14 protein-coding genes are annotated in these 12,420 nt (G+C 73.4%); 11 read left to right on the forward strand and 3 right to left on the reverse strand.

Annotated features, from left to right (window positions below):
- The first annotated feature begins 62 nt into the window (after window positions 1-62).
- The 7 genes from ACF059_RS21830 to ACF059_RS21860 all read left to right on the forward strand — a co-directional run bounded on the left by ACF059_RS21830 (window position 63) and on the right by ACF059_RS21860 (window position 6,516).
- Window positions 63-1,010, forward strand: coding sequence for a segregation and condensation protein A (locus tag ACF059_RS21830; protein ID WP_392059621.1), 948 nt, complete (start codon window positions 63-65; stop codon window positions 1,008-1,010).
- Window positions 1,007-1,642, forward strand: a complete 636-nt coding sequence (scpB, locus tag ACF059_RS21835; protein ID WP_361948225.1) for an SMC-Scp complex subunit ScpB — start codon at window positions 1,007-1,009, stop codon at window positions 1,640-1,642. The genes ACF059_RS21830 and scpB overlap by 4 nt, the downstream gene beginning before the upstream one ends.
- Window positions 1,642-2,958: a pseudouridine synthase gene (locus ACF059_RS21840; protein WP_361948222.1), complete on the forward strand. Its 1,317-nt coding sequence runs from the start codon at window positions 1,642-1,644 to the stop codon at window positions 2,956-2,958. Before scpB ends, ACF059_RS21840 begins: the two co-directional genes overlap by 1 nt.
- A gap of 114 nt (window positions 2,959-3,072) precedes the next feature.
- The gene (gene pnuC, locus ACF059_RS21845) at window positions 3,073-3,669 is read left to right on the forward strand and encodes a nicotinamide riboside transporter PnuC (RefSeq protein ID WP_392059625.1); all 597 of its coding nucleotides are present in this window, start codon (window positions 3,073-3,075) and stop codon (window positions 3,667-3,669) included.
- Window positions 3,666-4,745, forward strand: a complete 1,080-nt coding sequence (locus ACF059_RS21850) for an AAA family ATPase (RefSeq protein WP_392059627.1) — start codon at window positions 3,666-3,668, stop codon at window positions 4,743-4,745. Before pnuC ends, ACF059_RS21850 begins: the two co-directional genes overlap by 4 nt.
- Window positions 4,742-5,482, forward strand: a complete 741-nt coding sequence (locus ACF059_RS21855; RefSeq protein ID WP_392059629.1) for an NUDIX domain-containing protein — start codon at window positions 4,742-4,744, stop codon at window positions 5,480-5,482. The genes ACF059_RS21850 and ACF059_RS21855 overlap by 4 nt, the downstream gene beginning before the upstream one ends.
- Window positions 5,479-6,516: an ADP-ribosylglycohydrolase family protein gene (locus ACF059_RS21860; protein ID WP_392059632.1), complete on the forward strand. Its 1,038-nt coding sequence runs from the start codon at window positions 5,479-5,481 to the stop codon at window positions 6,514-6,516. The genes ACF059_RS21855 and ACF059_RS21860 overlap by 4 nt, the downstream gene beginning before the upstream one ends.
- Here the strand turns inward: ACF059_RS21860 and ACF059_RS21865 are convergent.
- From ACF059_RS21865 to ACF059_RS21875, 3 genes are all read right to left on the reverse strand, one after another.
- A complete protein-coding gene (locus tag ACF059_RS21865; protein ID WP_392059635.1) occupies window positions 6,505-7,185 on the reverse strand; it encodes a DNA polymerase beta superfamily protein in 681 nt (226 codons plus the stop codon). The genes ACF059_RS21860 and ACF059_RS21865 overlap by 12 nt on opposite strands.
- Before the next feature lie 28 nt (window positions 7,186-7,213).
- Window positions 7,214-7,717 carry a Rieske (2Fe-2S) protein gene (locus ACF059_RS21870; protein WP_392059638.1) on the reverse strand — a complete coding sequence of 168 codons (504 nt, stop codon included), beginning with the start codon at window positions 7,715-7,717 and terminating at the stop codon, window positions 7,214-7,216.
- 81 nt (window positions 7,718-7,798) lie between these two features.
- Window positions 7,799-8,143, reverse strand: a complete 345-nt coding sequence (locus ACF059_RS21875; RefSeq protein ID WP_392059640.1) for a DUF952 domain-containing protein — start codon at window positions 8,141-8,143, stop codon at window positions 7,799-7,801.
- A 124-nt stretch (window positions 8,144-8,267) separates the two neighbouring features.
- On the opposite strand from ACF059_RS21875, the gene ACF059_RS21880 reads away from it, so the two are divergent.
- The 4 genes from ACF059_RS21880 (at window position 8,268) to der (ending at window position 12,396) form a co-directional block, all read left to right on the forward strand.
- Window positions 8,268-9,356: a prephenate dehydrogenase gene (locus ACF059_RS21880; RefSeq protein WP_392059643.1), complete on the forward strand. Its 1,089-nt coding sequence runs from the start codon at window positions 8,268-8,270 to the stop codon at window positions 9,354-9,356.
- Window positions 9,357-9,505: 149 nt separating this feature from the next.
- Window positions 9,506-10,213 carry a (d)CMP kinase gene (gene cmk / locus ACF059_RS21885; protein ID WP_392059645.1) on the forward strand — a complete coding sequence of 236 codons (708 nt, stop codon included), beginning with the start codon at window positions 9,506-9,508 and terminating at the stop codon, window positions 10,211-10,213.
- 56 nt (window positions 10,214-10,269) lie between these two features.
- Entirely contained in the window at window positions 10,270-10,857 is a 588-nt protein-coding gene (locus ACF059_RS21890; RefSeq protein ID WP_361948268.1) for a lysophospholipid acyltransferase family protein, read from the forward strand.
- Window positions 10,858-10,932: 75 nt separating this feature from the next.
- Window positions 10,933-12,396 (forward strand): ribosome biogenesis GTPase Der, encoded by a 1,464-nt coding sequence (gene der, locus ACF059_RS21895; protein ID WP_366867293.1) that lies wholly within the window; start codon window positions 10,933-10,935, stop codon window positions 12,394-12,396.
- Window positions 12,397-12,420: the final 24 nt, after the last annotated feature.

The raw sequence follows: 12,420 nt of genomic DNA on the forward strand, positions 1-12,420 counted from the left end.
CGGGTGGTGGTCTCGGGGGCCTACGCTGCTCGTGGTCCTTTTCTTCCCACCCTGGATTTGTGATGTCCCTCTCCGCCGGATCCGGCCGTTCCTCCCGTCGCCCCCTGGGGTGTGGTGTCGGTCCTGAGGTGCTTGCTGAGGGCCCTGGGGGTGTGGGGGCCGGTGTGGAGGCGCCAAGGGCTTCTGAGGCGCCTGTGGGGGCTTCTGGGGTGGGGGACGGGCGGTTTACGCTGCGGCTTGAGAACTTCGAGGGGCCGTTCGATCTGCTGCTGCAGTTGATCTCGCGGCACAAGCTCGACGTGACCGAGGTCTCGTTGTCCAAGGTCACCGACGAGTTCATGGCCCACATCCGGGCCATGGGGCCGGACTGGGACCTCGATCAGACGACCGAGTTCCTCGTCGTCGCCGCCACCCTGCTCGACCTGAAGGCCGCCCGGCTCCTGCCGGTCGCCGAGGTCGAGGACGAGGGGGACCTCGCGCTCCTTGAGGCACGGGACCTGCTCTTCGCGCGCCTGCTCCAGTACCGGGCGTACAAGCAGATCGCCGAGATCTTCGAGCGGCGGGCGGAGGCCGAGGGCCGGCGTTATCCGCGCACGGTGGGGCTGGAGCCGCACCACGCCGATCTGCTGCCCGAGGTCGTCATCAGCATCGGGGCCGAGGGCTTCGCCCGGCTCGCCGTCAAGGCCATGCAGCCCAAGGCCAAGCCCCAGGTGTACGTGGACCACATCCACGCGCCGCTCGTCAGCGTGCGCGAGCAGGCCGGGCTCGTGGTGCGGATGCTGAAGGCGCGCGGGGAGGCCACGTTCCAGGAGCTCACCGAGGACGCCGGGGACACCCTGACCGTCGTCGCGCGCTTCCTGGCCCTCCTGGAGCTCTACCGGGAGAAGGCGGTCGTACTCGACCAGGAGACGGCCCTGGACACCCTGACCGTGCGCTGGAGCGGCGGGGACGGCGACGGGATGCCGACCGTGACGGATGAGTTCGACCAGATCGTGGAGGCGAAGGATTGAGCAGCGACACGAGTGCGGTGGCCGCGCTGGAGCTGAAGCCGGCCCTGGAAGCCGTCCTCATGGTCGTGGACGAGCCCGCGACCGAGGCGCACCTCGCGAAGGTGCTGGAACGCACACCCCGCGAGGTCGCGGCCGCGCTGCGGGAGCTCGCCGACGAGTACACGGCGGCCCGCCGGGGCTTCGAGCTGCGGCTGGTCGCCGGCGGGTGGCGGTTCTACACGCGGGCGCAGTACGCACCGGCCGTCGAGTCCTTCGTCCTGGACGGCCAGCAGGCCCGCCTCACCCAGGCGGCCCTGGAGACCCTGGCGGTCGTCGCGTACCGCCAGCCGGTGAGTCGATCGAGGGTCTCGGCGGTCCGCGGAGTCAACTGCGACGGGGTCATGCGGACCCTCCTGCAGCGGGGTCTGGTGGAGGAGGCGGGGACGGAACCCGAAACAGGTGCGATCCTGTACAGGACGACGAACTACTTTCTGGAGCGGATGGGCCTGCGCGGCCTGGACGAGCTCCCGGAGCTCGCGCCCTTCCTCCCCGAGGCGGACGCGATCGAAGCCGAGACGCAAGAAGGTGTGCCGTCGTTCGATCCGGACGCACCGGACACTGATGAAGACGACGACAAGACGACGGACATTTGATGCGAAGCAACGGTAACGGCGGCGGCAACAGGAACAGCGGCGGCGGCGGTGGTGGCGGACGCGGTGGATCCCGCGGCGCCGGCTCCGGCTCCGGCGGTGGCTACCGCGGCGGCAACTCCTCCGGGGGCGGCTCCCGCGGCGGCTCCTCCTCGGGCGGCGGTGGCTACCGCGGTGGCTCCTCCTCCGGTGGCGGTGGCTACCGCGGCGGCTCGTCCTCCGGTGGCTACCAGGGCGGTGGCTACCAGGGCGGCTCCGACGCGCGTGACCGCGACCAGGCGCCCCAGCGTCCCCGCAACCCCCGCCCCGAGGAGCGTCGCTACGACGTGGGCCCCGAGGGCGAGCGCAGCGGACGCCAGGGCCCCAAGGCCGGCGGCGGCGGCGCCCGTGGCGCGTCCGCGCGCGGTGGCGCCAAGGGCGGCCCCAAGACCTCCAAGACCCCCGGCATCGGCGGGGCCGGCGGCCCGCGCCGCGGTCCCGGCAGCCGCAGCGGCCAGTCCCGGCCGCGCGAGCTGGACGCGCGGATCGAGGAGCGCGTGCGCGACCGGTACGCCGACAAGCCCGTGATCAAGACCCCGAAGACCTTCCCGGGCGCCGAGGAGGAGGGCGAGCGACTGCAGAAGGTGCTCGCCCGCGCCGGCATGGGTTCGCGCCGCGCCTGCGAGGAGCTCATCGAGCAGGCCCGCGTCGAGGTCAACGGCGAGATCGTGCTGGAGCAGGGCAAGCGCGTCCAGCCGAAGGACGAGATCAAGGTGGACGGCCTGACCGTCGCCACCCAGTCGTACCTGTTCTTCGCGCTGAACAAGCCCGCCGGCGTCGTCTCCACCATGGAGGACCCGGACGGCCGCCAGTGCCTGGGCGACTACGTCACCAACCGTGAGACGCGTCTGTTCCACGTCGGCCGGCTCGACACCGAGACCGAGGGCATCATCCTCCTCACCAACCACGGTGAGCTGGCCCACCGCCTCACGCACCCGAAGTACGGCGTGAAGAAGACCTACGTCGCCGCCATCACCGGCCCGCTGCCGCGTGAGATCGGCAAGCGGCTCAAGGACGGCATCGAGCTGGAGGACGGGTACGCCCGCGCCGACCACTTCCGCGTCGTCGACCAGGTCGGCAAGAACTACCTGGTCGAGGTCACCCTCCACGAGGGCCGCAAGCACATCGTCCGCCGCATGATGGCCGAGGCCGGCTTCCCGGTCGAGAAGCTCGTGCGGACCTCCTTCGGGCCGATCGAGCTGGGCGACCAGAAGTCCGGCTGGCTGCGCCGCCTGACCAACACCGAGGTCGGCATGCTGATGCGCGAGGTCGGTCTGTAGACCGTCTGACCCCAGGACCGAGAAGCCCGCAGTGCCCCCGGCGCTGCGGGCTTTTCGCTTGCCCGGCGGCCCTCCCTCTGTTTATAGTCAACCTGACTATTAAAGGGGGTCGTCATGAGCTGGACCGAGGTACTCGGATTCGTCCCTGGTGCCCTGTGCGTCTGGCTCGTCGCCCGGCAGCACATCGCCAACTGGCCGATCGGCATCGCCAACAACGTCTTCTTCATCGTGCTGTTCACCCAGGCCGGCCTGTACGCCGACGCCGGGCTCCAGATCGTCTTCATCGCCCTCGCGGCGTACGGCTGGTGGTCCTGGACCCACGGGGGTGGACCAGGAACCACCGGGGCCCTGCCGGTGCGCCGCACCACGCGCACCGAATGGGCCGCGCTGGCCGCCGCGGGGGCGGTGGGGGTGCTCGCCCTCACGCTGCTGCTGAGCAGGGCCACCGACTCGACCGTCCCGTTCTGGGACGCCCTGACGACCGGCCTCTCGCTCGCCGCCACCTACGGCCAGTGCCGCAAGCTCGTCGAGTCCTGGTGGCTGTGGATCGCAGCCGACCTGATCTACATCCCCCTGTACGCCTACAAGGGGCTCCACCTCACCGCGCTGCTCTACGTCGGCTTCCTCGCCCTGTGCGTGGCCGGACTGCTCGGCTGGCGCCGCACGCTCCCGGCCGCGGGCGCCCGCACGGTACGGGAGGCGCGGGCATGAGGCGCTTCGGGCACGGCCTGGTGCTGGGCAAGTTCTACCCGCCGCACGCCGGCCACCACCACCTGGTGCGCACCGCCCAGGACCGGTGCGAGCGGCTGACCGTCCTGGTCTGCGCCGCCTCGGTGGAGTCGGTCCCGCTGGCCGACCGGGTCGCATGGATGCGCGAGGCGCACCCCGGCGCCGAGGTGGTCGGCGCGGTCGACGACGTCCCCGTCGACCTGCACGACCCGGACGTCTGGGAGGCGCACATGGCGATCTTCCGGGCCGCGGTCGCCGGGCCGGTGGACGCCGTCTTCACCTCGGAGGCGTACGGAACCGAGCTCGCCCGGCGGTTCGGCGCCGAGGAGGTCTGCGTGGACCCGGCGCGGACCCTGTTCCCGGTGTCCGGCACGGCGGTGCGGGCGGACCCGGTCGCCTGCTGGGACTACCTGGGACCGGCCGTACGGGCCGCGCTGACCCGACGCGTCGTCGTCCTCGGGGCCGAGTCCACCGGCACCACCACGCTGTCGCGGGCGCTCGCCGCCCACTACCGGCGGCGCGGCGGGGTCTGGGCCCGGACGGGCTGGGTCGCCGAGTACGGGCGCCTGTACAGCGAGGAGAAGCTGGCGGCCGCCCGCGCGGCGGACCCCGCGGCCACCTGGGCGGACATCTCGTTCGCCTCGGCGGAGTTCCCGGTCATCGCGCGGCGCCAGGACGCGGAGGAGGAGCGGGCCGCCCGGACGGGCTCGCCGGTGCTGTTCTGCGACACCGACTCCTTCGCGACCGGCATCTGGCACGAGCGGTACACGGGCGGGCGCAGCGCGGAGGTCGAGCGGCGGGCCGCCCGGACCCGGCGGGACCTGTACCTGCTCACCGACCACGCCGACGTGCCCTTCGAGGACGACGGCCTGCGCGACGGCCCGCACCTGCGGCCCTGGATGACCGGGCGGTTCCGGGAGGAGCTCGAAGCCACCGGCCGGCGCTTCCTCACCGTCCGGGGCGACCGCGAGGAGCGGCTGGCGGCCGCGGTGACGGCCGTCGACGCCCTGCTCGCCGAAGGCTGGCACTTCGCCGACCCCCTCCCGGAGACCCGGTGAACGGGGCGCCGCCGGCGGGCTACGACCCCCACGCCTTCACGCCGTTCGCGGTGACCGCCGACCTCGCGGTGTTCACCGTACGAGGCGGGCGGCTGCAGGTGCTGCTGATCCGGCGCGGGCAGGAGCCGTACGCGGGGGCCTGGGCGCTGCCCGGCGGCTTCGTCCTGCCCCGCGAGTCCGCCGAGACGGCGGCCCGCCGGGAGCTGGCCGAGGAGACCGGCCTGTCGGCGCCCGTGGTCGGCGCCCTGCACCTGGAGCAGTTGCGCACCTACAGCGAGCCGGACCGCGACCCCAGGATGCGGGTCGTCTCGGTGGCCTTCACCGCGCTCGTCCCCGACATGCCGGAACCGGTGGCCGAGGGCGGCGGTGACGCGGCCCAGGCCCGCTGGGTGCCGGTGGACGAGGCGGCGGACCTGGCCTTCGACCACGCGGTGATCCTCGCCGACGCGCGCGAGAGGGTCGGCTCGAAGCTGGAGTACACCTGCCTGGCCACCGCGTTCTGCCCGCCCGAGTTCACCCTGGGCGAGCTGCGCCACGTCTACGAGACGGTGTGGGCCACACCGCTGGACCGCCCCAACTTCCGCCGCAAGGTCCTGGCCACCCCCGGCTTCGTCGAGGCCGTACCGGGCGCCGCCCGGCTCACCGGCGGGCGCGGCAAACCGGCCGCCCTCTACCGGGCGGGACCGGCCACCACCCTCCACCCGCCCCTGCTCCGCCCTTCGGAAGGACAAGGATGACGATGCCCGCGCAGACCAAGCGAGCCGCGACGGGAGCCCTGATCGGCCTGGCCCTGGGCGACGCCCTCGGCTTCCCGACCGAGTTCAACGACGTCCCGTCGATCCTGGCCAAGACCGGTCCGTGGCGCGAGATGGCGCTGCCGCGCCCCGCCCTCGTCACCGACGACACCCAGATGACCCTCGCCCTGGCGCGCGGCATGAAGACGGCCGCCGACCGCGGCCCGGTCGGCCCGCCGGGACTGACCCGGCCGGTCCGCGAGGAGTTCGTCGACTGGTACCACTCGCCGGAGAACAACCGCGCCCCCGGCAACACCTGCCTGCGGGCCTGCTCCCTGCTGGACCACCCCGAGCGGGACTGGCGCGACGCCAGCCAGCTCGGCTCCAAGGGCTGCGGCGCGAACATGCGCGTGGTCCCCGTCGGCCTGGTCCCGCACTGGACCGGGGAGGAGCGGGCCGGCGCGGCCCAGCTCCAGTCGGCCCTCACCCACGGCCACCCCACGGCGCTCGCCGCCAGCGACCTGACGGCGCGGGCCGTGCACCTGCTGGCCGCCGGCACCGAGGTGACGGGCCTGGTCGGGCGGCTGCGCTCGTACGCCCTGGAGAACCGCACCCGCTACCACGAGCGCTGGCTCGGCGACCTCTGGCGGCGGACCCCCTCCGACGCCACACCGGAATCCTTCATCGCGCGGGGCTGGGACGAGTGCCTGGCGGTCCTGGACCGGCTGGCGGCCGCGCTGCGCTCCCCGTCCCCGGAGACGGACCCCTGCCTGACCACCGGAGACGGCTGGATCGCGGAGGAGGCCCTCGCCACCGCCCTGCAGTGCTTCCTGCTCTTCCCCGACGAGCCGCTCCTGGCCCTGCGCCGCGCGGCCTGCACCAGGGGCGACTCCGACTCGATCGCCTGCCTCGCCGGCGCCTTCGCCGGAGCCCACCTCGGCGCCGACGTCTGGCCCCGGGAGTGGGAGGGCCGCATCGAGTACCGGGACGAGCTGCTGGCCTTCGGCGCCCTGTGGGACGACGGGCTACGCGGCTGACGCCCGGCGCACGCGGACGAGGAAGTCCTCCACGCGGGCGCGGTCCGGCTCCGGGGGCAGGGACGTGGTGGCGAGAGCCGCCTCGGTCTCCTCCTGGAGGCGGGCCATCCAGGCGTCGGCCTCCTCCCAGGTGAGCTCACCGCGCCGGACCGCGAGGAGCCGGTCGCGGTACGGGGCCGCCTCGACGGTCAGACGGCCCGTGCGCAGGAGGTCCCGGCAGGACAGCAGCAGGCGCAGCAGGTGCATGGCGTGCTTCCAGCGCGGGGCGCCGTGGACGCGTACGTCCGCGAGCAGCTTGCCGCGCTGGGAGGCCGCGTACCGGCTGAAGCTGGTGTGCGCCCGGCGGGAGAGGAAGGCCCCGCGCAGGGAGAGCAGTTCCTCGCCGACCGGGGTGACGCGTTCCACCAGCGGGGAGTGCAGGCACTCCAGGATGTTCGGGTTGGCGCGCAGGGCCAGTTCGCAGAAGCGCTCCAGTTCCCAGGAGAACTCCTCGTCCCGCGGGCCCTCCACGTGCGTGGGGGGCTTGTCGAGGCGCCAGAACAGCGGCGTCGGGGCGAGGTAGACACCGCGCCGGTCGGTGTCGCTCGCCTCCGTCGCCAGCCCGAACGCCCGGGAGCCCATCACGCACTGGTAGACCGTGTGGTCCCGTACCAGCGTCAGATCGTCCATCCGGGGAGCGTAGGCGCCTGACCTGCCGCTACGCGAGCGAGATAGTGCCGTCCGGCGCCACCGCGATCTTCTTCTCCGCCAGCGGGCGGGTGGCCGGACCCTTGGCCACGGCGCCGTCCGCGACCTCGAACTTGCTGCCGTGGCAGGGGCAGTCGATGGTGCCGTTCTCCACCTTGTTCACGAGGCATCCCTGGTGGGTGCAGACCGCCGTGAAGCAGCGGAAGGACCCGGCCGTGGGCTGGGTCACCACGAGCTTCTCCTCCTTGAGGATCTTGCCGCCGCCCACGGGCACGTCCGCCGACTTGGCGATCGCCTTCCCGCCGGCCGCGCCGGTCTCCGCCGGGGCGGAGGCGGATCCGGAGGCGGGGGCGGAGGTGGAGAGGGTGGCCGCGGTGCTCGACTGCGATCCGGCGGTCTTTCCGCCGTCACCGCCGCCGCCGTCGCCGCCGCACGCGGCGAGGGTGCCGCCGGCCAGGGCGGCCGCGCCGGCCGCCAGTACCGTGCGCCGGGCCGTCTGCAGGGGGTCGCTCATGGGTGTCTCCTCGGTTCGTGGCCGGTGGGCGAGCAGCATCCTGGCCTGCGGCGGCCCTCCGGGAGAAGTCCGCCGCGCCGGTCAGTGGCCACCCGGCCGCCATGGGGCCAGTGCGGCAGGGCGGCCGGGTGTGCGTACGACCTCCCACACGTCGACCACGGCGTCCCGGTTCAACGGCCCGTGGACGTGCGGGTACCGGCCGCCGGAATCACCCGCACGGCGGACCTCCGCGGTCAGGGCGTCCTCGTCGAGCTCCACCGCGAGCAGGGTCCCCGGCACCGCGCGGTAGTGCGCGTCGGCGATGTCGAGCGCCGTCGCCCGGTCCGCCGAGCAGTGCACGAAACCCTCGGACGCGAGCGAGGGCGGGGCGTACGGGACGTCGGGCGCGGCGGTCCAGTCGGCGAGCGGGACGATGTGGAAGATCATGCGGGAGGTTCTACCCCAGCGCCCGCCGTCCCAGCGAACGGACACCCGGGGCCCCGTGGCGTCCGCGCTGGCTACCCTGGCGGGAAGTCCCGCCGTCGTGCCGTACGCAACCCTGGAGCGCCCCGTGAGAACCGCCGTCGTCATCGGAACCGGACTGATCGGCACCTCGGCGGCCCTCGCCCTGACCGCCCGCGGCATCACCGTCCACCTCGTGGACCACGACCCGGACCAGGCCCGTACGGCGGCCGCCCTGGGCGCCGGCACCGACGAGGCGCCGCAGGACAGGGTCGACCTGGCGATCGTCGCCGTACCGCCGGCCCACGTGGCGGCCACGCTGGCCGACCTGATCGGGCGCGGGGTGGCGCGGGCGTACGTGGACGTGGCCAGCGTCAAGGGCGGGCCGCGGCGGGAGCTGGCGGCGCTCGACGTGGACGTCAGCGCCTACATCGGGACGCACCCGATGGCCGGCAAGGAGCAGTCGGGGCCGCTCGCCGCGACGGCGGACCTCTTCGAGGGCCGCCCCTGGGTGCTGACCCCGACCCGGGAGACCGACCACGAGGTGCTGAACCTCGCGCTGGAACTGGTGGCGCTGTGCCGCGCCGTACCCGTCGTGATGGACGCCGACGCGCACGACCGGGCCGTGGCGCTGGTCTCGCACACCCCGCAGCTCGTCTCCAGCATGGTCGCGGCCCGGCTGGAGGAGGCCGACGAGACGGCGGTGCGGCTGTGCGGGCAGGGCATCCGGGACGTGACCCGGATCGCGGCCTCCGACCCGCGGATGTGGGTGGAGATCCTCTCGGCCAACCCGGGCCCGGTCGCGGACGTCCTCGCCGGGATCGCCGCCGACCTGGAGGAGACCGTGCAGGCGCTGCGGGGCCTGGAGTCGGGCGACGTGGAGAAGCGGCGGGGCGGGGCGGCCGGCATCGAGGACGTGCTGCGACGGGGCAACGCGGGCCGGGTGCGGGTGCCCGGCAAGCACGGCGCGGCGCCGACCGTCTACGAGACGGTGGCCGTGCTCATCTCCGACCAGCCGGGCGAGCTCGCGCGGATCTTCGCCGACGCGGGACGGGCGGGGGTCAACATCGAGGACGTGCGGATCGAGCACGCGACGGGGCAGCAGGCGGGCCTGGTGCAGCTGATGGTGGAACCGAGGGCCGTGGCCGGCCTGACCGCGGAGCTCAGGGAGCGCGGCTGGGCGCTGCGCCAGCAGTAGCCGGGCGGCCCCTGGCCCGGCCCCTCGCCTCCACCCTGCGGGGCGTGAGAAGCGGGCCGGGATCCGGGGGCGCCGGGGGCCGGTAACCTTGGGGAGGGGCGCTTTGCCGCGCCCGGACACGTACGCGCAACCAGGAAGGTGCCCGCACCGTGGAAACCGCAGCTCCGTCCGCCGTGATCGTCGCCATCGACGGTCCCTCCGGCACGGGCAAGTCCAGCACCTCCAAGGCCGTGGCCGCCAAGCTCGGGCTGCGCTACCTGGACACCGGTGCCCAGTACCGGGCCATCACCTGGTGGATGATCACCAACGGCGTGGACACCGAGGACCCGCAGGCCATCGCGGTCGCCGCGGGCAAGCCCGCCCTCGTGTCCGGCACCGACCCGGCCGCCCCCACCATCACCGTGGACGGCCTGGACGCCTCCGGGCCCATCCGGACCCAGGCGGTCACCTCCAAGGTCAGCGCCGTAAGCGCCGTCCCCGAGGTGCGCGCCCTCATCACCGAGCTCCAGCGCTCCATCGCCGCCGAGGCGGCCCAGGAGTCCGAGGGGATCGTCGTCGAAGGCCGGGACATCGGCACCACCGTCCTGCCCGACGCCGACCTCAAGGTCTTCCTGACGGCCTCCCCCGAGGCGCGCGCCGCCCGGCGCAGCGGAGAGCTCCGGGGCAAGGAGGCCGCGGACCTCGCGGCCACCAAGGAGGCGCTGATCAAGCGCGACGCGGCCGACTCCGGCCGCAAGACCTCCCCGCTGGCCAAGGCGGACGACGCCGTCGAGGTGGACACCACCGAGCTCACGCTCGACCAGGTCATCGAGTGCGTGGTCACGCTCGTCGAGGAGAAGCGGGCGGGCCGCAAGTGAGCGAAGCGCCCTCCCTCAGGGGTGCGGCGGTCGCCAGGCGCATCGGCATCGGCCTCATGTACGGGCTGTGGAAGCCGCGCGTTCTGGGGGCCTGGAAGGTGCCCGTGTCGGGTCCCGTGATCCTCGCCGTGAACCACTCGCACAACATCGACGGCCCGATGGTCATGGGCACCGCGCCCCGCCCCCTGCACTTCCTGATCAAGAAGGAGGCGTACGTCGGCCCGCTCGGCCCCTTCCTCGACGGGATCGGGCAGGTCAAGGTCGACCGCGCCGGCCCCGACCGCACGGCGATAAGCCGCGCCCTCGCCGTGCTCGACCACGGAGGCGCCCTGGGCATCTTCCCCGAGGGCCGCAGGGGCGAGGGCGACTTCGCCTCGCTGCGCGCGGGCCTCGCGTACTTCGCGGTCCGCAGCGGCGCGCCCATCGTGCCGGTGGCCGTGCTGGGCAGCGGCGACACCCGCGGGCGGATCGTCAAGGGCCTGCCCGCCCTCAAGAGCCGGGTCGACGTCGTCTTCGGCTCGGCCTTCGACGCGGGCGACGGCACCGGCCGCCGCACCCGCACCGCCCTGGACGGGGCCACCGTACGCATCCAGGACCGGCTGACCGCCCACCTGGCCGAAGCCAAGCGCCTCACCGGGCGCTGAGCGAGACTTGACCTAGTAGTGGAACCGCGCTGCGCGGGTACCACCGATCACCACGAACGACGAGGAACGGACTTCATGAACGACCAGCACGACCACGGAGCACTTGGCGATGCCGAGTACGCGGAGTTCATGGAGCTCGCCGCGGAAGAGGGCTTCGACATCGAGGAAGTCGAAGGCGCGATCGAGGAGGCGGGCCACGGCCCGCTGCCCGTCCTCGCCGTCGTCGGCCGCCCGAACGTCGGCAAGTCGACCCTGGTGAACCGGATCATCGGCCGCCGCGAGGCGGTCGTCGAGGACAAGCCCGGCGTCACCCGCGACCGCGTCACCTACGAGGCCGAGTGGGCCGGCCGCCGCTTCAAGGTCGTCGACACCGGCGGCTGGGAGCAGGACGTCCTCGGCATCGACGCCTCCGTCGCCGCCCAGGCCGAATACGCCATCGAGGCCGCCGACGCGGTCGTCTTCGTCGTCGACGCCAAGGTCGGCGCCACCGACACCGACGAGGCCGTCGTGCGCCTGCTGCGCAGGGCCGGCAAGCCCGTCGTCCTGTGCGCCAACAAGGTCGACGGCCAGAGCGGCGAGTCCGACGCGGCGTCCCTGTGGTCCCTGGGCCTCGGCATGCCGCACCCGGTTTCCTCGCTGCACGGCCGCGGTACCGGCGACATGCTCGACGCCGTCCTGGAGGCCCTGCCGGAGGCTCCCGAGCAGACCTTCGGCGCCGCCGCCCCCGGCGGCCCGCGCCGCATCGCGCTGATCGGCCGCCCGAACGTCGGCAAGTCCTCGCTGCTCAACAAGGTGGCGAAGGAGGACCGCGTCGTCGTCAACGAGCTGGCCGGCACCACCCGCGACCCGGTCGACGAGCTGATCGAGCTCGGTGGCATCACCTGGAAGTTCGTCGACACCGCCGGCATCCGCAAGAAGGTCCACCTCCAGCAGGGCGCCGACTACTACGCCTCCCTGCGCACGGCCGCGGCCGTCGAGAAGGCGGAGGTGGCGGTCATCCTGATCGACACCACCGAGACGATCAGCGTCCAGGACCAGCGCATCATCACCATGGCCGTCGAAGCGGGCCGTGCGATCGTGATCGCCTACAACAAGTGGGACGAGCTCGACGAGGAGCGCCGCTACTACCTCGAGCGCGAGATCGAGACCGAGATGCAGCAGGTCGCCTGGGCGCCCCGCGTGAACGTCTCGGCGCTCACCGGCCGTCACATGGAGAAGCTGGTCCCGGCGATCGAGACGGCCCTCGCGGGCTGGGAGACGCGCGTCCCGACCGGCCGGCTGAACGCCTTCCTCGGTGAGGTCGTCGCAGCCCACCCGCACCCGATCCGTGGCGGCAAGCAGCCCCGCATCCTGTTCGGTACCCAGGCGGGCAGCAAGCCGCCGCGGTTCGTCCTCTTCGCCTCCGGCTTCCTGGAGCACGGCTACCGGCGCTTCATCGAGCGCCGCCTGCGCGAGGAGTTCGGCTTCGAGGGCACCCCGATCCACATCTCGGTGCGGGTGCGCGAGAAGCGCGGCGCCCAGTACAAGAAGAAGAAGTAGCCGCAGGCGCCGGAGGCGCCGGGG

Origin of the sequence: Streptomyces sp. NPDC016562, from assembly GCF_043076955.1 — a bacterium.
Classification (GTDB): domain Bacteria; phylum Actinomycetota; class Actinomycetes; order Streptomycetales; family Streptomycetaceae; genus Streptomyces.